Source organism: Mycoplasma todarodis, from assembly GCF_965212735.1.
Lineage (GTDB): Bacteria > Bacillota_I > Bacilli_A > Mycoplasmatales > Metamycoplasmataceae > Mycoplasma_K > Mycoplasma_K todarodis_A.
This window is the reverse complement of sequence record NZ_CBDBYJ010000002.1, coordinates 100,965-119,461: the sequence shown is the minus strand read 5'-3', so window position 1 is coordinate 119,461 and position 18,497 is coordinate 100,965. Positions and strand designations below refer to the sequence as shown.

Genomic DNA, 18,497 nt, shown 5'->3' with positions numbered 1-18,497 from the left:
TATAAAAAGAATAGAGTTATAACTCTACTCTTTCGATTTCCATACCTTCCATACATTTATCTTCTAATTCAAGTAAATTACCGAATTCTTCTTCTAATCTGTATGCCTCTTTAGGTGTAGGTTTTGTAACTGGTGCCTTTGGTGCAAATAGTTCACATGTTTCAGATGCTTGAACAATTGAAATCTCATATGTACCAATTTGAATACCTTTATTAATTGTTTCGATTTTATCAGCTGTTAAGATTGGTCTTAAAACAGGTAATGTTGCTTGTTCTTGAATAGTATGAATTGATTCAAGTGTTTGAGAAGCAACTTGCCCAATGTTTTCACCATTAGCAATTGCAAGGAATCCTCTTGATTCAGCAATTTTAGATGCGATTCTATAGAATGATCTTCTCATTAATGTGATTTTATATGATTGTTTAGAAGTTAATCCAATTGTGTGCATTAAATCTGTATAAGTTAATCTGTAGATATATGATTTACCTTGATATTTATTAAGTAAGTTAACAATTTCAGAAATCTTCTCTCTTGTTTTGTTATCTGTAAAAGGAGGAGTGATGAATGATAAGTAATCAACATGTAGTCCACGCTTCATTAATTCGAATGCTGCAACTGGTGAATCAATTCCACCTGAAATTAAATGTAGCACTTTCCCATTGATTCCAACTGGGTAACCACCAAGTCCTTGAGTTCTTTCACAAAATACATATGATTTACCATTTCTTACTTCAACTTCAATTTTAAGATCAGGTTTTTTAACATTAACTGTTAAATCAGTATTTTCTAAAATGTGTCCACCAAGTAATCCATTTAGTTCTTGCGATGTTTTTTCAAATTTCTTTCAGTGTCTTCTTGCTGCTATTTTAAATGTTTTTGCTTCAGGGAATTTTTGTGCTAACTTTAAAGCCGCATCTTTAATTGTTTCCATTTCAGTATCAACAGTCATAACTGGTGAGTAAGATGAAATACCAAAGATTCTTTGTAGACCTTCCATATTTTCTTCTGAATATTCTAAAAACATTCTGTCGAAAAGAACTTCAGGTTCTACTCCCATTAATTTCTTAATATTTTTTTCTAATTGTCTAACGAAAGACATTTTATTTTTTCCTTTGGTTGATAGTTCACCAAATCTAATTAGTATTGTTCCGTACATGTTTTCTCCTTTTGGTTGATGATTCTAATAAATCCTCAACAGCATCGATTGTTATTCTTAATGATGATGCGTATTTACCTGCCAAGAATTGTTTCTCTCCTTGTACAAATGCTATATTAAGTTTAGCATCCATCGCCCTATTTGGAGCAAATTCTTTAATTAAATTTCTAATCATTTTAGACATTTCAATTTTTCCACCAACAACTTTATAATAAGAAGCTACGTTTTCCATAAGATTTTTAGAATGTTGTTCAGCTTTCTTAGCATTGAAAGGTGCGATTGATAATGTTTGTTTTAATAATTCTTTTGTTTCTTCAATATCTATCAATTGTTGTTCCTCTTGACTAGATAATAATATATTTGAATCTATTACTTTAGCTCTTAATGAGATCATTGCATGTTCAGCTTGCATATATTTATTTTGGATAGTTCTTTTTGTTAAGTCATCTCTTCATAATAATTCATAAAGTTCATTCATCATATTTACTGCGGAAATATTTTTATTTAATAAGATTTTCATACGTGATAATTTTGAAGTGAATGGAATATTTTTATCAGAAATTAAATTAGAGAATGACATTACTGTTTCATCTAAATCTGCGATTTCGAATTTTAGATTTGTCATAATCTCAGTAATTTCAGCATTTAGAACTGTTCCTTTTTGAGATTGTTTCTTAACTTCTTTACGAATTTGAACATATTGTTTAAGTGTGGAAGCAACTATATTTTGAGAAGTCATGAATTCTTTAACAAATATATTACGTGCTTTAATTTCAGAATTAATAATTCTTTCAATAGCTTTTATATTTTTAATTAAATAAATTACTTCTTTCTTTACACTTTCTAATTCTAATTCGATGAATAATTCTTTTGCTTTATTAAAACTAGAAGAAAGGTGTTTAACTGAGTTCGTAAAATCAATGTGAGATAAGTCAACCTTTAATGATGTCTCAGCATGTTGGTAAATTCCAATTAATTTTTTGATGTATGAAGGAATTGCATCGTATAGTGTAGCTTGTATCTTTGGACCTTCATTAATTATTATTCCGAATTTAATAATGTCTTCTCTTATCTTTTCGATTAAATCAGAAGCTTCTCTTGTTTTTCCTTTTTCAATTAAACGATCGAATTTTTTAGTTCTTTGAGTTATTTGATTATTCAATGCATCAATTTTTGCAGAAACCTTATCTAGTCTAATTCTTTTCTTTGAATAACTATTTGAAATCATTCTTCCTTTTTCTCTAAATAATGACATTTCGTTTCTTAAAAATTCTTCTTGTTTAAGAACCTTATTTGCAACTCTCGATATTTTAGAAATTTTTGAAGTTAATTTTGAATTTAATAATTCTATTTTTTCTAACTCAACACTTAGTGTTTTTGAGTTCATTTTCTTATATGTAATTTGTAATTCTGAAACCTCTTTATCAAGTAGTTTAAAAGTTTCATCTATTTGATCAAAATCTTTTGAAAGTTCTTCAAACAATTTTTCATATTTTGCATTGGTTTTTGCAATAATAGAAATTCTTTGGTACATTATCTCTACTTTTTTCAATCTTTCTCGCTCAACAAAAGTAGATGTGGACTTAACCAAATCTTCGTGTTTTTTTTGGAACATAATCCTTGTAATAAGCACTATTAATGCTATTCCTATGATTATAATTACTGGAATTCCAACTGATAATAAAATTACTTTTCACATTTCCATAGTTACATTATATAAAAATAGTGTAAAATAAAGGAGCATATACAGCACTTAATTATTTTTTGATTAGCGTTGTCAACACAGGATTAGTAGTAAGCTCGCTGGACGCCGAACCTATTTGTGTCAACACATCATTAAAGAAATTAAGCCTTAGTTATGCATATAAAAAGAAAACTAAAGGAGATACTTATGGCAAGATATACAGGCCCAACATTTAAGAAATCAAGAAGATATGGTTTCTCAATCCTAGAAACAGGAAAAGAATTCGCAAAAGGAAAACAAAGACAAACTCCTCCAGGACAACATGGAGCTAGAAGAATTAAGATGTCAGACTACGGTCTACACTTACATGAAAAACAAAAAGTTAGATTCATGTACGGAATTAATGAAAAACAATTCAGAAAAACATTTGAAAAAGCTTCTAAACTACGTGGTGTTGCCGGGGTTAACTTCCTACAAATGCTAGAAACAAGATTAGATAACGTTGTTTACAGAATGGGAATGGCTGCTACAAGACGTCAAGCAAGACAACTTGTTAACCACGGTCACTTTACATTAAATGGTAAAAAAGCTGATATTGCATCAATGCAAATCAAACTTGGAGATGTTATTACTCTAAAAGAAAAATCAAGAAAAAACGTTCAAATCGTTGAAGCTATGGAAGCTAAAGCTCCTGCTGCATGAATTGAATTTGATAAAGCTACTTTCTCAGCTAAACTAACAAGATTACCTGAAAGAAAAGAACTTAACTCAGAAATCAATGAAGCACTTATCGTTGAGTACTACTCAAAATAATAAGAAAATTCATAATAACCTTCGGGTTATTTTTTCTTTGTCTTTTTTTAGTCAAAAGGATATAAAAAAATTCGCAATGCGAATTATTTTCTAATTGCTAAGAAGTAGTTTTTCTTACCTCTTTTAATTATTGCTAGTTTATCTTCAAATGCAGAAGGAATATTTTCTTCTTCAGAAGTAACTTTTGTACCATTAATTGTTATCGCTCCATTTTTAATGAATTCTCTTGCTTCTCTGTTTGAAGAAACGGCTTTTGAATCTACTAAAAGTTCTACGATTGTTTTTGAAGTAACTTCTGCTGTTGGTAATGAACCATTTAATTGCATAAGTTCTTCATTTGTTAATTCCGCTATATCTGATTTACCAAATAAAGATTCAGAAATTTTAAGTGCACTTTCAAAATCTTCTTTTGAATGGATGTCAGTAATGATTTCTTTAGCTAGTATTTTTTGAGCTTCTCTTTTGTAAGGAGCTTCATTGTGGTTTTTCATAATATCAGCAATTTCTTCAACTGAATATCTTGTTAATCATGATAATAGTTTTTGTACATCTTCATCTGAAGAGTTTATTAAGTATTGGTATAGTCTATAAGGTGAACACATTTCTTTTGAAATTCATAATGCTCCACCACCTGTTGACTTACCGAATTTCTTACCATCTGATCCTGTAAGTAAGTTTGTTGTCATACCAACAGCTAAGTTTTTATCCCCAACAGTTTTTCTAATAATTTCAATTCCTGATGTAATATTTCCTCATTGGTCTGAACCACCAATTTGAACCATGACATTATGGTCGTCATATAGTTTCTTAAAGTCTCAACCTTGAATTAGTTGGTATGAGAATTCTGTAAATGAAATACCTGAATCAATTCTTGATTTAACTACATCTTTTGCAAGCATGTAATTGATATTTAATAATTTACCTGCATCTCTCAAGAATTCTAAGATATTCATATCTTTATAAAACTCAAAGTTATCAATAACTTCTAGTCCGAATGATTCTAGTTGTTTTCTAATAGCATTTTTGTTTCTTAATAAATCGTCTTTTGAAAGAAGGTTTCTTTCTTCAGATCTACCAGAAGGGTCACCAATCATACCTGTAGCTCCTCCAAGAACGGCTACTGGTTTTATTCCGTGTTTTTCGAATCTTTTAAGAATAGAAATTTGAACGTAATTACCTAAGTGTAATGAGTCTGCTGTTGGATCAAATCCAATGTAAACTCTTGCATCTTTAGGTAGTTTTGCAAGCTTTTCTTCGTTCGTAATATCTTTTAAGATTCCTCTTTGTTTTAGTTCGTTAATTAATTTCATAGTCTAATTATATAAAAAAATAGTCTATTAAGACTATTATTCAAATTAATTATTTTTCTGCTTTTCTAAGTTTTGAAATGATATCAGCTTTTTTATCTCTAGATGCTATTGTAACCTTCATCTTTTTAGCTTCTTCTTTTAGTTCTGCAACAGTCATTTCATCGTAATTATCTGTGTAATGTTCTGCTGTTTCGATTTGAGTTCTAATATCTCTAATTTTTTTAGATGCTACTTTAATTGCTTCTTCAGTTGCGTCTCCAACTTTCTTAGCATCAACTTTTGCGATTTGTTTCTTAACTTCGTTAACTCTCATTTCAACATTAGTTCTAATCTCATCAGACTTGATTGATTCAGCACCTGTAAGAGCTGCTTCAAGTTTTTTAAAGATATCATTAACAACAGGAGATAAATTATCCATTTGTTCTTTCAGCTTTTTACGGTTTTCTTCACCCTCTTCTGATTGTAAATGAACACCAATGGCAGTTGCACCAATTAAAAATAATAATGTACTTACTTTCATTATTTACCTCCTTTTTTCTCTTCTGTTTCACCAGTTGCAAGATCTTTCAATCTTTCAGCTACAGCATAGATAGTATCTCTATTTCTTGAAGCTAATTTAATTGCTGATTTAACATTCTTCTTAGCGACAACTTCAAAAGCATCCAAGTAGTTTGCTGTTTTTGAAATTGTTTCAACTGTCGAATTCAACATTTCTGATTTATAAGTTAAATCTTCAATTAAGTAATCGACCTTTTTGTAAGTGATTGACATTCTTCTAAATGCAGCAATCGCATACAGTATTGCAAATATAAGTAATATTGTTGCTATGATTGCGACAATAATTAGAACTGATGTTGCTATTGACATATATTTATACCTCTCATTTCTTTAAATTTATAAAACGAATTCGTCTCCAGGATTTAAATCCTTAACAATGTATGCTGCTCCATTTGTTTTTTCTAAACCAAGAGTTTCTCCACCACATAACATTCCTTCAGAAGCTACACCCATAACCTTAGCAGGTTTAATCATTGTTCCTGATGGTAATATCGCTCCAAGTTTTGCAACAACAATCTTAGCTCCTTCAACAGAGTTTGTAGTGTTAGTTACAATTTTTAGTTCTTTGTGTGCTTGAACTTTAAGCACTGCTAATCTATCTGAGTTAGGATGTGCTTTTCTTTCTAATATTTCTCCAACAACTAACATTGAACTTGTGTTAAGTTCTGAAATATCTAGTTTTAATTTTTCGTTCATTGTTGTAATCATTTCATCTGTAATTGATTGAGCACCTTCTTTTAATTTTAGTATAGATGATGCGTTTTGTATGTTAACCCCAACGATTTCGTTTTCTTCCTTAATTAATGTGAAACCATCATGTTGTTCAACGTTTATTTTTTCTTTGTTTGAATCTTTAAATCAAATTATTGCTTGATCTTGTAAAGATGTCTTATTTCAATATATTAAAGCCATATATTTATTATATATGAATGCAAAAATTGTTGGAGATAAAGTTATTAAAATACTCATAGTTTGATAGTAATTGTTATAATGTCTATATGAAATTAGGAATAATAGTAGATTCGTCTTCTGGTCTTTCAAAAAAGGAAGCAGAAGATAGGGGCTGAGGTTTCATCCCTTTACACATTTTTTTAGATAAAGTAGATTACGCTGATGGTATTGATATCACAACACAAGGAGTTTATGATAAATTAACATTGGAAACTGAGGTTAGAACATCTGCTTCAGCACCAGGGGAAGTTTTAGCAGAATTCGAAAGAATGACTGATAAATATGACCACATCATTGTTTACCCTTTATCTTCAGAACTTTCAAGTCAAACAAATAATTTAAAAATGTTTGCTAAAGAATTTTCAAATATACACATTATAGAGTCGCATGGTCTTTCAAAGATTAATGTTGTCCAATGTGAAAAAGCAGAGAGAATGGCCAAAGAAGGAAAAGAAATAGAAGAAATATTAGATACTCTACATAATTCAAGAGATGATTATTTTGCTGTTTTACTTCCTCATTCACTTGATTGACTTGTGAAAGGTGGTAGAGTAGGATCAACTGTAGCTTCAATGGCTACAATGTTGAAAATTGTACCAATGATTTCTTTTGCACAAGGAGAACTGAATAAATATGGAAAAGGTAGAACCTTCCAAAAAACAGTAACAAAAGCTGCTAAAGATACTATTAATAAATTTGGAGCTGATAATTGTGACCTATACGTATATCATGTTGGGAACAAAGACATAAAAGAACACTTACAACGTATTGAAACTGCAACTGGTAAAAAGCCAATAGAAATATACTTACCTTCAGCAATAGCATTGCATGTTGGATTAGAAGCAGTTGGAATTATGGCATTAAAAAAATAGGGAAACCTATTTTTTGTTTTGTAAAAAAAGGCGAAAAAAAATGGCAGGGGTGACAGGACTTGAACCCACAACATGCCGGGTTGAAGCCGGCTGTTCTACCAATTGAACTACACCCCTACGTGTAATGCTAAATAATTATAAAATAAAAACGACTCATTTGGTCTATTTATTTTAATTTTTTATAAAATCAAAAAATAAAAAGATGCTATTTAGCAACTTTTTCTAGCTCTTTGATTATCTCTCCAACAGTTTTTTCTTTAAGTGATGTTATTACTTCTTCACTTAATTCTCCACCAATTTGTTCTTCCGCTTCAATCACTAAATCCATTAGATCTAATGAATCGATTCCTAAGTCAGAAATCTTTGTTGCTTCAGTAACTTTGATTTTTGTGTTTTTAGATAATGTTTTGATAATTTGTTCTTTAATATTCATGTTGTTATTATACCAAATCTTGAAACTTCAACTTCATATTATATATTTTTGTTTCTTGAATTTTGGAATTGCAAATCCATGAGAACTTTAGTTCAACATTGGTTTTATCTCTATAACCAATCTCCACCTTTATCTCTCCTTGTGAAGTGTTAATCCTCATAAAAACTAACTTAATCATTTTAGCTATCATTTCATCGCTTATTATCGCAACTTTACCATCTATTACAATTTCATCATATACTTCGTCGAATGTTATAGAAGGGAAAATTGTTTTGGAACTAGGTTTGTATATTTCTTCTTCATTTCTTGTGTTGGGTTTACTGATAACTTTATCTTTTTTATTATTTTTAACAATATAATAAATACCAACACCCATCCCAGAAATAAAAACAGGAGAACTTAATATAATGATTTTATTGATTTTATTCATCACTTATTCTCTCAAGTGATTTAAGCGATAAATCATTTAAAATTATCTTTTTGAATGATTCTTTATTGAAAATCATTGTTTTTTTAATTGGCAGGCTTGTTTTCTTGGGGTTCGTAATCTTTAAAGAGACCAAACCTTCATACATATCCAGCACTTTATCCTCAATATTATATTGTCTATAAACCTCTAATTTTTTATATGCAGCATTCGGAGAAAAACTTAAGTGTGTTTTTAACTCACCTTTTTCATTAAGAGGAAAAATATACCCTTTAACTGATCTTTTATTTGGTTCTATTATTGTTTTCTTTTGTTTGAAATTGTAATACGAATAATTTTTTATGGACATTTTACCAAGGTTATATTTACTTTTTTTATCAACGTTAATCCATGTTTCCATTTCGGTTTTTTTATTAGCTTTTAAACCACCGATTTTCCCTTGATGAAAATCAAAATCTCTTTCCAAAGATTCATCTTCACTATGCTGATTAAAATATCGTTGCATAAGCATATACTTAAAATTATCAATCGGAGTTCCTTGAACAGGTTTCCTCTTTTCTGGATCAATAGAATCATTATATGAGTAAATCTCGTAAATATCTTTAATGACCCTATTTTTAATAGGAAGCGGTTTTAGTATTAAGTGGTTATACATATTTCAATGTTCTTCTACAAATTCACCTGTGTTTGGTTTGTAAAAAAAGAAGAAATTTGAATTATTAACACTCTCCAAATCTATTGGATTTTTATTCATATTAACTTTTTTATTTTCCGTATTTTTATGAGATTTTAAATTAAAACTGAAACGTAATGTTTTGGATTCTGTAATATTGTTGGTAGCTATTAAAACTATTGAAGAAAAATCTTTTAAATCACTTGATCAACCTTCTAGTCCGCTATCGGGATGAATTTGATAAAACCCATTTGGATTCTTAAGGTAACTTAATTCACTTTCTTTATATAGTTTCCCGTTTATTCTTGCGTATGATAATTCATATTGAGAATCGTGTTCAAGAAACTTAATAATAATAGAATACCTATTGGAACGCAGATGTCTTCTTATCCCAATATATACTCCTGGATAATCCACAAGATCCTCCATCTTTATGTGTTTAGGGTTTTTAGCTATTTTAACGCCCGAAGAATCAGTGTGAGACATACTTATCGAATAATTAAGTTCCTCTCTTTCTACAACCTTACTTTTAGGAATCTCTTTTGGCATATCGCCAAGTAAAATTGGTATCATTTTCATCTCCTTTCATCTTTATATGTATGAAAGGGAATTACTTATAAAAATAAAATAAAAAAAACAACCACTTGGGTTATTTTTCAGTTTCTTTAACATCACCTTTGATTGGTCCATCTTCTGGTGCACCAGCTTGAGCTTGTTTCATTTGGTCTGCAAATGCTTTAGCTTGAGCTTCAACTTCGTCAAGTTTTGTTTTTAACTCATCGATTTTGTTTTCTTTTAGTAATGTTTTGAATTCATTAATTTGTTTTTCAGTTTCTTCTTTTTGTTTAGGATCCATTTTGTCACCTTGTTGTGCCATACCAGATTCTAATTGGTTGATTAATGCTTCTGCACGGTTACGTGTTTCTGCTTCTTCTTTACGTTTTTCATCAGCTTCTTTGTTAGCTTCAGCTTCTTTAACCATTCTTTCGATTTCATCATCTGAAAGTGAAGATGAGTTTTCGATAGTAATTGTTTGAGCTTTTTCTGTTTTCTTATCTTTAGCTGTTACTTTTGTAATACCGTTAGCATCAATTGAGAATGAAACTTCGATTTGAGGAACACCACGAGGTGCTGGTTCAATTCCTGAAAGGTTGAATTGACCTAGACGTTTATTATCGTTAGCCATTGGTCTTTCACCTTGAACAACTGAGATTGTAACTGCATCTTGGTTTTCAACTGCTGTTGAGAATACTTGTGATTTAGTTACAGGAATAGTTGTGTTTCTTGGGATAAGAGGAGTTGCTACACCACCCATTGTTTCAATACCTAGTGTTAGAGGTGTAACGTCTAGTAATAGAACGTCATCGATATCTCCAGCTAGAACTCCACCTTGGATAGCAGCACCAAGTGCTACAACTTCATCTGGGTTAATTGAACGGTTAGGTTTTTTGTTTAGAACTTGTTCAACTAATTCTTGAACAGCTGGGTTACGTGTTGAACCACCAACTAATAGAACTTCATCAATGTCTGATGCTGATAATTTAGCTTCTTTTAGAGCATCTTCAATTGGTTTTCTTGTTCTTTGTACTAAGTGATCTGTCATTTTTTCAAAGTTAGCTTTTGTTAATGATGTTTCGAAGTTTAATGGTCCGTTTGCAGTCATAGCTAAGAATGGTAATGAAATTGTTGATTCAGTAACACCTGATAATTCAATTTTAGCTTTTTCAGCAGCATCTTTAAGACGTTGCATAGCCATTTTATCTAATTGTACATCTCCATTTTCTTCTTTAATTTTAGCTTCAAGTCATTCAACGATTGCATCATCTCAGTCATCTCCACCTAATTTGTTATCTCCTGATGTTGATAGAACTTCAAATGTTCCATCAGCAAGATCTAGAACTGAAACGTCAAATGTTCCTCCACCTAAATCGTAAACAAGAACTTTTTGTTCTTTATCAGTTTTGTCAAGTCCAAATGCTAGAGCTGCAGCTGTTGGTTCGTTAATAATTCTTTCAACGTTTAGTCCAGCGATTTTACCAGCATTTTTAGTTGCTTCACGTTCTGCATTGTTAAAGTATGCGGGAACTGTAACAACAGCTTTAGTAATTTTTGCACCCATTTTTTTCTCAGCGTATTCTTTCATGTATCCAAGAATCATTGCTGAAATTTCTTCTGGTGTATATTCTTTACCATTTGCTTTAACTTTTTTATCTGTACCCATTAGACGTTTTACAGATGCGATTGTATCTGGGTTTGTTTCCATTTGTCTTTTAGCTACTTCACCAACGATGATTTCTCCATTTTTAAATGATACAACTGATGGTGTTGTTCTTTTCCCTGTTGGGTTTTCAAGAACTTTTGGTTCTTTATCTTCAATTACTGAAACAACTGAGTTTGTTGTTCCTAAGTCAATTCCTAAAATTATTTCTTTTGCCATAATATTTTCTCCTAGTTTCCTATTTTTTATTATTTCCCTATAACTACTGTTGCGGGCTTTATTACTCTGTCATGATGTTTAAATCCGTTTTTCTTAATTTCCATTACTTTGTCAGTCATTTCTTCGTTTTCTGTTGTTGAGATTGCATCCATTGTTTCTGGGTTAAAGTCTTCTCCAACATTTGGTGCGATTTTAGTTAAACCATGTCCTTCCATAATTGAATCAATTTGTTTTAATAACATTTTGAATCCTACTACGTAATTTTGAACACCTGGATCATCTTGTTTTTCACCGAATTCTACTGCTAATTGTAAATTCAATCAAGGTTCTGTCATTTCTTTAAAGAATTTTGAAGTTGCATATTTCTTAATGTGTGAAACTTCTTCATCCATTTTTGTTTTATGTTCACTTTTAAATTCTTCAACTTTTTCTTTAGCTTTACTTTGGAATGTTTTAGCTTGTTCCAAGAATGCTTCTTGAGCTTTTACGTTTTCTTGTTTTAAATCAATTATTTGTTTTTCTAAGTTTGAATTCTTTTCTTTTAATAATTTGATTTCTTTTTCAAGTTTCTTTTTATCTAGACAATCTTTACATTGTTTAGTTTTCTTTTCCTTTTTTTGCTCTATTTTAATTTCTACTTTTTGTGTAGTTTCGTCTTTAATTTTTTTATCTTTTTTATCTGACATAATCAAATCATATCACATTTTTTAGCACTTGTTGCATAAGAGTGCTAAAAAAAGACACATGTGCCTTTTAAAACTCTATAAATGCTGCTTCAGAAACAAATTCAATGAATACTTGATCTTTATTTTTGAACTCAGAATATCTTCCGTCTTTTGACTTATATTCTTTATACTCTTCTTTAATAGAAGAGATAGCATCTTTGATTTGTCTAGTCTTATCTTTAAACTTAAATATTGATAATGCTGATGTAAGTAATCCTGTGAACGCTGTAATAATAGCCATTACTAAGAAACAGTTCCTTGCTCATTGTCAATCATGAGTATTATAAGGAGCGTTTTTAAGCGTTAACATGGCTCAAAGGTTAATTAGTACCAATGTTGCAGTAAGGATGAATATAGAACTGTTTATTAATACATTGTAGAATCTTGTTTTTCTGTATTGTGTATTAAATACATTTCAAATATGCATAACTCCTTCATCTTTTTGGAGTATTTCAACTATTTTATTTTTTTGCATTTTTACTCCTTTTACGTGTTTCCTTAATTAATTCTTCTACTTCTTTGACGTTATCATCTGTTTCGCCAATAGCATCGTAATTTCCACAAATTTGTGCGACTCTTGTGTAAAGAGTTATTTCTCTATTTTCAGAATCTTCTGAATAGAATCCAGCTTTATTAATATATAGAGTAATTTGTCCTCTAATACGTTGATTGATTTTCATAGCTTCTTGGTATCTACCTTTAATAACAAAGAAGTTAATGAATGAAGTTAGCATTGTTGTAGTTGCGGAAACTCCAGTAACCATAAAGAAGAATCATGCAGGTTTTTTTCCACCAAATAATAATAGTGAGAATATTAATGCTGTTAGTATCGCCATTGTTGCAGCGGCTATAGCAATCGCAACATTCAATCAAATAAATAATTGTCTAAAAATTATTAAATCTCTTTTAGAGTGTTTTCTACGCGCTTCAACATATTCCATTGGTGTATCGTGAAGATGATAAATACTTTTTCTTATTTTTTTACTCATCTTTATCTCCAATCAATGTTTTAACAATAATTTTTGAAACACTTGGTTTCTTTTTAACCTTAAATATATTTATTAAATCTTCTTGGATTTGACTTCTTAAAAGCTCAGTTTGTTCTTTTTCGCTTTTACCTTTATAAATGTATGAAGAACTTTTATATTTCATATATTCATTTTGAATAGTGTCGATTGCTTTTTTGTACTTATGATCTTGTTTGAAGTTTTGATATAAAGCAAGAACAAATCCCATAAAGAATAATGTGATTGTAATTAAACAAACCAATGAAGCTGGAACTAAGATATCAGCACCAACTTTTCTAAATGAAATTCCGATTAAAGCATAAATAGCAATAACAACTATTGATATATTACAAAGTCCAACTAATGACGTAACAATTGTTCATCATGTTCTTGATTTCTTTTTAGATTTTTCTAATTTTGAAAGTTCTCTTTTAACATAACTCCCAATACCCTTCCTGTCATTTACAGGGCTTGTTTTAATTTCTTGTGTTGTAGACATTATTTTTTCCCTCCATTAACTAGGTCATCTAGTAGTTTTAAGATTGGAAGCGCTTTTTCATAGTCAACTCTATCAGATCCGACAACAGAGATTTCCATAGAACCTGTTCCAATTTGAATTTTCTTAGAAATCAATGCTTGATTATCTAATATTGAAATTTTCAATGTTTCATCTTCGTTATCAGCTTGATCTTCAATAGTTTCTCAAATTGATTTACTTTCCAATCTTTCCATAATATTAATAAGTTTTTCTCTATCTTTAAATTCAGGTTTTTTAATAATATTAGTTCTTCCATAAACATGTGATGTTTGTTTTGTATGGAAGTCGAATACTTTTGTAACCATCTCTTGGATAACAAATTCAAAATCTTTAACTTCTTCTGAAACAATACCTGTCAATGCTTCCGTTTTAATTGCAAGATTCTTCATTGAAGTATTTACTAATCTATCTTTTAAGACTCTAACTGCAATACGTATATCTTCTAATTGAGCACCATTCTTAACAGATACTAGTTTTGATTCCACTCTACCAGTTGAAGTAACAATAACAATTGTTGCGTTTTGTTCGTTTAAAGGAACAAATTGAATTGATTTACATAATTCATCAGCTGCATCAGTTTTTGTAACCAATGTTAAATCAGTGATTGTTGAAATAGCTTCTGCAGCTTCTTCAAGAACTTGATCAATACCAATTGTTCTTTTGGCAAATATTGTTTTAAGTTGTTTTTGTATTTCTACAGATACATCAGTATTTTTAGAATGATTGGCATATAGTAAAAATCCTTCTGCTGATGGTATTCTTCCTGATGATGTATGGCATTTTTCTAAGTATCCTTTTTTCTCTAGTGCTGCCATCTCGTTACGTACTGTTGCTGGTGATACGTCAAGTGCAAATTCTTTTATTAAAGAAGCTGAACCAACTGGGTTACCGCTTGATATATATTCTCTTGTTATTAAGAGTAGATATTCTTGTTGTCTTTTAGTTAAATTATTCATAATATTATTATATATGAAAGGGCTCTTTTTAGCACTCTTATATACTAGGGTGCTAATCGATATATTAATTCTAAGTTATTTCAATAAATTTCATGCATTTTAACCACTAAAAACAATATATAATATTGGTATGAAAAATTTAAACGTAACTATAGAAATCCAAAAAGGATCAAACATTAAATATGAATACGACAGATCGAAAGGTAAAATTGTCGTAGATAGAATTTTAAGAGATGGATTCACATATCCAGCTAACTACGGTTTCATCGAAGAAGCTCTTGATTGAGATGGAGATGAACTAGATGTATTAGTTTACTCAGATGAAGTATTCCAAGCAGGTGTTGAAGTTAACGCCAGAATTATTGGTGCAATGAAAATGATCGATGACGGAGAAACTGACACAAAACTTGTTGCAGTTCACGCTGACGATTACAGACTTGCAAACATTGAGTCAATGGATGACTTACCAAAAGAATGATTAAAAGAAGTTGAAACATTCTTCTCTACTTACAAAAACTGAAAACGTGAAGGTATTACTTCAGTTGCTGGTTTTGAAGGTAAAGAATGAGCAAAAGAAGAATATGAAGAATGTGTTGAACTAATGAATAAATACGGAAAAATGGATAAAAAAGAATTCATCGCTAAAATGATGAAAGAACACCCAGAAAAATACGTAGCTTAATTGTTATTCACATTTTAAAAGATAAGCAAAACGCTTATCTTTTTTTAATACCTATTTTGTCAAAATAAAAAATCCTATCAAGGATTCTTATTCAAAGTTTTTAACACCAGCAATTACAATAGCTTTTAAACCAACGTGCATTGTAATTACAGTTGGTAATGATATAACTATCGCTTTTTTACCAGTTAGCTCTTCAGCAACCTTTACGTGCTTATCTAAATCAGGGTGAGAAGTGTGAATTACAAGTAACTTATATTCTTCGCCTTCAAAGTGCTCTTGAACACCTTTGATAGCTTTGATTATCGTTTTGTTGTAAGTTCTACCTTTTCCGTATTTATTTAATTCTCCATGTTCAAATTTAATCATTGGAACAATCTTTAGCATATTAGCCATAGAAGCAACATTTTGCTTAACTCTTCCACCTTTAACTAATCAGTCAAGTGTTCCAGGTGCGATAATAGCAAATGCATTATCTTTTGTTTCTTCTAACGCTTGAAGTATTTCTTCAATTGTTTTACCTTCAGATGCAAGTTTTTCTGCATACTCAGCACTTCATTTAGCTTGTAGTGAAAGTGAGTGTGATTCAAAAACATGAACATTGTCAAAGTCTTTAGCAAACATTGATGTTGTTGAATATTGTCCAGAAAGACCTGAAGATAATGGATAGAAAATTACGTGATCGTATTCTTTTGACATTCTTTCAAATTCTTCAAGAATATCAGCTGATGAAGAAGATGAAGTTCTTGTTACTGTATCAATTGTTAATTTGTCATATACATCTTGAGCAGTAATGTCTCTTCCTTCTGCATAATCAATATTATCCATAAAAATATGTAGAGGTAAATAACCTCATCCTTTTGCTCTCGCTTCTTTTTCCGATAAACCAGATGCAGAGTCTACTATTATTCCTAATTTCATATTATAAATTATACATACATTTCAATTTGAAACAATAAAAAAACACCTTTAAAAAGTGTTTTGATTATTATTTAATGAAATTTTCAATTTTGTCTACGATATTAATAATATTCTCTTCATCTTGATAATTGTTTTTATCATCAATGTAAGAATTCTCCATTGCATATTGATTTGTCATTTCTTCAAGACCTTTTGAAGTTAAGATGTTTTCAATGAATGAATCAGGCGTTATATTTTTTTGTCTCTCAAGTAGTTTTTCGATTATTCCACCCTTAGCTTTTGGCAATTCTTTTAGGATGTATTTCATCATATTTAATTTAACATCGTAAGCATTATCCCCTGCTTTACCGACAATTTTATCTTCAGTCTTATCAATTGAAAATGTACCATTTGTTGATGTTGTTGGCATGTATATTGTGTCTGCTGTTGAAATGTTTTTACCATAAACATTCTTAACATTTTGTTGAACTTTAATTACTTCATCTTTAGAAATGTAATCAATACCATTGATGATTGTATTTAATCATTCTAAAATTGTGATTCTGGCTTTAACTTGTTCTTCTTTAGTTGTGTAAGGCATCTTGAATAATTTGGCTATTGTTCCAAGAACACGTTTTTCGAATTTAGCTGATTCCACACTAATCTTTGTTGATCATTCAAATATCTCAGTATCATATTCACCTGGGTGTTCAGTAGTATTGTAATATTCAGCTTCTTTAATTATTTTTTGAACTTTAGCTGGGAAACTGCTGAAAGGTATTGTTGCGAATGGTTCATTATTATCAAATGTTGTTTTTACTAAAGATTGTATTGCTGGATAATCACCAGAGATTAAATCTATATATGCATCATTATTTAATAATATGTTTGCAGCATGAATAGTTGTTCCATTTGAGGTTGTTGCCATCTTACCTAGATCAAAATTCTCAATTCATTTTTGACCTACAGATTTAGTTGCATCACCTTTAATTAATTTTCCTTTGAATTGACCAAGTACTGGTTCATATAATTCAGGATTCTTTTTAGAAAATTTTTCTATTTCAGAAATAATCTTAGTATTGTTATTTTTGATTTCGGCTTTAACTGAAGCAAATACAGTTGTTGATAGAGACATTTGTAATGCAGATGCATTTGAAAATGCGGATAAATCATTTTTGTTAGCTAAAACATATAACAATCCCGCTTTCGCCGCTTCTTCTCTATTTTCCGCTATTTTATTTGCATTAGCTTCAAAGTATGTTGATACTCTAGTCATGTCCGTATTTTTATTAAAGTCTGCTGTTGCATATGAAGCAACCCCAAGACTTGTTACTGCAGCAAGAGCTGTTAATGATGAGGCAATCACCACTGTTTTCGAACCATTGAATGCAATAGATTTCTTCTTCTTTCTCAATAAAATAATTAATCATATTATTGATATAACCATTAAAGCAATAATTGATAATGCTATGGCTGATATCGCAAATTCAGTTGAACTACCAAAGAATGGTTTTCCTAGATCTGCAATTCACATAATTGTTTTTTGATTTACACTGTAACTTTCCATTTGTTCATTAATGGTATTCTTAGCACTAACTATAAAAGCAATACTTATCATCAATGTTACCAAAGCTAAAATAACAGTTATTATCGAAAGTATTATGGAGACTTTCTTTTTCACTGGCATATTCTTCATCCTTACCCCTTTTTATTAATAATGGTTTTATGTTGAAACCATATTACAAATATAATTTTAACATATTTCACAAATAAAAAGGGTATAAAAAAAGATAACTATAATTGTTATTCTTTTCAAGATGCGACTAATTTGTCACAAAGTGCTATAAATCCTTCTTTTTCTTGATCAGTAAGTATGTTACCAATTGATTTTGTGATTCTTTTTCTTGCTTTACCATGTATTGCATAAGCTTCTTCGCCTTTTTCGTCAAGCGTTAGCATCATGATTCTTTTATCTTCTGCATTTTTTTGTTTTTTAACTAATTTTTTTTCAACTAGAGTTTTTACAGTGTTTGAAAATGCACCTTTACTTAAGCCCATTTTTTTACCGATTTCTAACATTCTTTTACCTTCGTTGTTCTTGATGAAAACGATGTAAATTAATTCTCTATGTGAAATCTTTAGACCACGTTTTTTCAGTTCTTGTTGTTGTACTTGTTGTACTTTAGTTTCAAAAGTTAAAAATACGTTACTTATTTGTTTTGTTTGTTGTGCGTTCATAAAAATATTATATAGTGTTTTACACAGTGTTTTACACAAAAAAGTATGTTTTTTATTATTTCAGTGCATTTTTTTGTTTTTTTATTCTATGTTATGAAAACCTAACATATAAAAAGCAAATAAAAAAAGGTCTAAGACCT

21 protein-coding genes and 1 tRNA gene are annotated in these 18,497 nt (G+C 30.0%); 3 read left to right on the top strand and 19 right to left on the bottom strand.

Features of this window, described 5'->3' with window-relative positions; genetic code table 4:
• Nucleotides 1-16 precede the first annotated feature (16 nt).
• Together thiI and ACOMC1_RS01910 are read right to left on the bottom strand one after the other, a co-directional pair.
• Nucleotides 17-1,156: a tRNA uracil 4-sulfurtransferase ThiI gene (gene thiI, locus ACOMC1_RS01915; RefSeq protein WP_420330958.1), complete on the bottom strand. Its 1,140-nt coding sequence runs from the start codon at nucleotides 1,154-1,156 to the stop codon at nucleotides 17-19.
• Nucleotides 1,134-2,861, bottom strand: coding sequence for a septation ring formation regulator EzrA (locus ACOMC1_RS01910; protein WP_420330957.1), 1,728 nt, complete (start codon nucleotides 2,859-2,861; stop codon nucleotides 1,134-1,136). Before ACOMC1_RS01910 ends, thiI begins: the two co-directional genes overlap by 23 nt.
• A 186-nt stretch (nucleotides 2,862-3,047) precedes the next feature.
• On the opposite strand from ACOMC1_RS01910, the gene rpsD reads away from it, so the two are divergent.
• Nucleotides 3,048-3,653 (top strand): 30S ribosomal protein S4, encoded by a 606-nt coding sequence (rpsD, locus tag ACOMC1_RS01905; RefSeq protein ID WP_420330956.1) that lies wholly within the window; start codon nucleotides 3,048-3,050, stop codon nucleotides 3,651-3,653.
• Between the two features lie 83 nt (nucleotides 3,654-3,736).
• On the opposite strand, the gene tyrS is transcribed toward rpsD, so the two are convergent.
• The 4 genes from tyrS to tapR are packed head-to-tail and all read right to left on the bottom strand — an operon-like array spanning nucleotide 3,737 to nucleotide 6,433.
• Nucleotides 3,737-4,963 carry a tyrosine--tRNA ligase gene (tyrS, locus tag ACOMC1_RS01900; protein WP_420330955.1) on the bottom strand — a complete coding sequence of 409 codons (1,227 nt, stop codon included), beginning with the start codon at nucleotides 4,961-4,963 and terminating at the stop codon, nucleotides 3,737-3,739.
• Between the two features lie 49 nt (nucleotides 4,964-5,012).
• Nucleotides 5,013-5,483, bottom strand: coding sequence for a hypothetical protein (locus tag ACOMC1_RS01895; protein ID WP_420330954.1), 471 nt, complete (start codon nucleotides 5,481-5,483; stop codon nucleotides 5,013-5,015).
• Nucleotides 5,483-5,830, bottom strand: coding sequence for a hypothetical protein (locus ACOMC1_RS01890; RefSeq protein ID WP_420330953.1), 348 nt, complete (start codon nucleotides 5,828-5,830; stop codon nucleotides 5,483-5,485). The genes ACOMC1_RS01895 and ACOMC1_RS01890 overlap by 1 nt, the downstream gene beginning before the upstream one ends.
• Nucleotides 5,831-5,857: 27 nt before the next feature.
• A complete protein-coding gene (gene tapR / locus ACOMC1_RS01885; RefSeq protein WP_420330952.1) occupies nucleotides 5,858-6,433 on the bottom strand; it encodes a TyrS-associated PheT N-terminal domain-related protein TapR in 576 nt (191 codons plus the stop codon).
• An 86-nt stretch (nucleotides 6,434-6,519) separates the two neighbouring features.
• Between tapR and ACOMC1_RS01880 the strand changes: the two genes are divergently transcribed.
• Entirely contained in the window at nucleotides 6,520-7,344 is an 825-nt protein-coding gene (locus ACOMC1_RS01880; RefSeq protein ID WP_420330951.1) for a DegV family protein, read from the top strand.
• A 41-nt stretch (nucleotides 7,345-7,385) separates the two neighbouring features.
• Here the strand turns inward: ACOMC1_RS01880 and ACOMC1_RS01875 are convergent.
• From ACOMC1_RS01875 to hrcA, 10 genes are all read right to left on the bottom strand, one after another.
• Nucleotides 7,386-7,461, bottom strand: a tRNA-Trp gene (locus tag ACOMC1_RS01875).
• A gap of 88 nt (nucleotides 7,462-7,549) precedes the next feature.
• Nucleotides 7,550-7,777 (bottom strand): phosphopantetheine-binding protein, encoded by a 228-nt coding sequence (locus ACOMC1_RS01870; protein ID WP_420330950.1) that lies wholly within the window; start codon nucleotides 7,775-7,777, stop codon nucleotides 7,550-7,552.
• Nucleotides 7,778-7,784: 7 nt separating this feature from the next.
• Nucleotides 7,785-8,207, bottom strand: coding sequence for an MHO_1590 family protein (locus tag ACOMC1_RS01865; RefSeq protein WP_420330949.1), 423 nt, complete (start codon nucleotides 8,205-8,207; stop codon nucleotides 7,785-7,787).
• Entirely contained in the window at nucleotides 8,200-9,450 is a 1,251-nt protein-coding gene (locus ACOMC1_RS01860; protein ID WP_420330948.1) for an MHO_1580 family protein, read from the bottom strand. The genes ACOMC1_RS01865 and ACOMC1_RS01860 overlap by 8 nt, the downstream gene beginning before the upstream one ends.
• A 76-nt stretch (nucleotides 9,451-9,526) precedes the next feature.
• Nucleotides 9,527-11,314 (bottom strand): molecular chaperone DnaK, encoded by a 1,788-nt coding sequence (gene dnaK, locus ACOMC1_RS01855; protein ID WP_420330947.1) that lies wholly within the window; start codon nucleotides 11,312-11,314, stop codon nucleotides 9,527-9,529.
• 29 nt (nucleotides 11,315-11,343) lie between these two features.
• Nucleotides 11,344-12,000, bottom strand: coding sequence for a nucleotide exchange factor GrpE (gene grpE / locus ACOMC1_RS01850; protein WP_420330946.1), 657 nt, complete (start codon nucleotides 11,998-12,000; stop codon nucleotides 11,344-11,346).
• Between the two features lie 67 nt (nucleotides 12,001-12,067).
• Nucleotides 12,068-12,514, bottom strand: a complete 447-nt coding sequence (locus ACOMC1_RS01845) for a hypothetical protein (RefSeq protein ID WP_420330945.1) — start codon at nucleotides 12,512-12,514, stop codon at nucleotides 12,068-12,070.
• Entirely contained in the window at nucleotides 12,501-13,028 is a 528-nt protein-coding gene (locus tag ACOMC1_RS01840) for a DUF4231 domain-containing protein (RefSeq protein ID WP_420330944.1), read from the bottom strand. The genes ACOMC1_RS01845 and ACOMC1_RS01840 overlap by 14 nt, the downstream gene beginning before the upstream one ends.
• On the bottom strand, nucleotides 13,021-13,545 hold the full coding sequence (locus tag ACOMC1_RS01835) for a hypothetical protein (RefSeq protein WP_420330943.1): 525 nt from the start codon (nucleotides 13,543-13,545) through the stop codon (nucleotides 13,021-13,023). Before ACOMC1_RS01835 ends, ACOMC1_RS01840 begins: the two co-directional genes overlap by 8 nt.
• Nucleotides 13,545-14,540: a heat-inducible transcriptional repressor HrcA gene (hrcA, locus tag ACOMC1_RS01830; protein WP_420330942.1), complete on the bottom strand. Its 996-nt coding sequence runs from the start codon at nucleotides 14,538-14,540 to the stop codon at nucleotides 13,545-13,547. The genes ACOMC1_RS01835 and hrcA overlap by 1 nt, the downstream gene beginning before the upstream one ends.
• 130 nt (nucleotides 14,541-14,670) lie before the next feature.
• Here hrcA and ACOMC1_RS01825 point away from each other — a divergent pair, with 130 nt between their 5' ends.
• Nucleotides 14,671-15,222: an inorganic diphosphatase gene (locus ACOMC1_RS01825; protein WP_420330941.1), complete on the top strand. Its 552-nt coding sequence runs from the start codon at nucleotides 14,671-14,673 to the stop codon at nucleotides 15,220-15,222.
• 87 nt (nucleotides 15,223-15,309) lie between these two features.
• Here the strand turns inward: ACOMC1_RS01825 and ACOMC1_RS01820 are convergent, their stop codons facing one another.
• The 3 genes from ACOMC1_RS01820 to ACOMC1_RS01810 all read right to left on the bottom strand — a co-directional run bounded on the left by ACOMC1_RS01820 (nucleotide 15,310) and on the right by ACOMC1_RS01810 (nucleotide 18,357).
• Nucleotides 15,310-16,140 (bottom strand): DegV family protein, encoded by an 831-nt coding sequence (locus tag ACOMC1_RS01820; RefSeq protein ID WP_420330940.1) that lies wholly within the window; start codon nucleotides 16,138-16,140, stop codon nucleotides 15,310-15,312.
• A gap of 67 nt (nucleotides 16,141-16,207) precedes the next feature.
• Nucleotides 16,208-17,815, bottom strand: a complete 1,608-nt coding sequence (locus tag ACOMC1_RS01815; RefSeq protein ID WP_420330939.1) for a hypothetical protein — start codon at nucleotides 17,813-17,815, stop codon at nucleotides 16,208-16,210.
• Between the two features lie 107 nt (nucleotides 17,816-17,922).
• Nucleotides 17,923-18,357, bottom strand: a complete 435-nt coding sequence (locus ACOMC1_RS01810) for a MarR family winged helix-turn-helix transcriptional regulator (protein WP_420330938.1) — start codon at nucleotides 18,355-18,357, stop codon at nucleotides 17,923-17,925.
• Nucleotides 18,358-18,497: the final 140 nt, after the last annotated feature.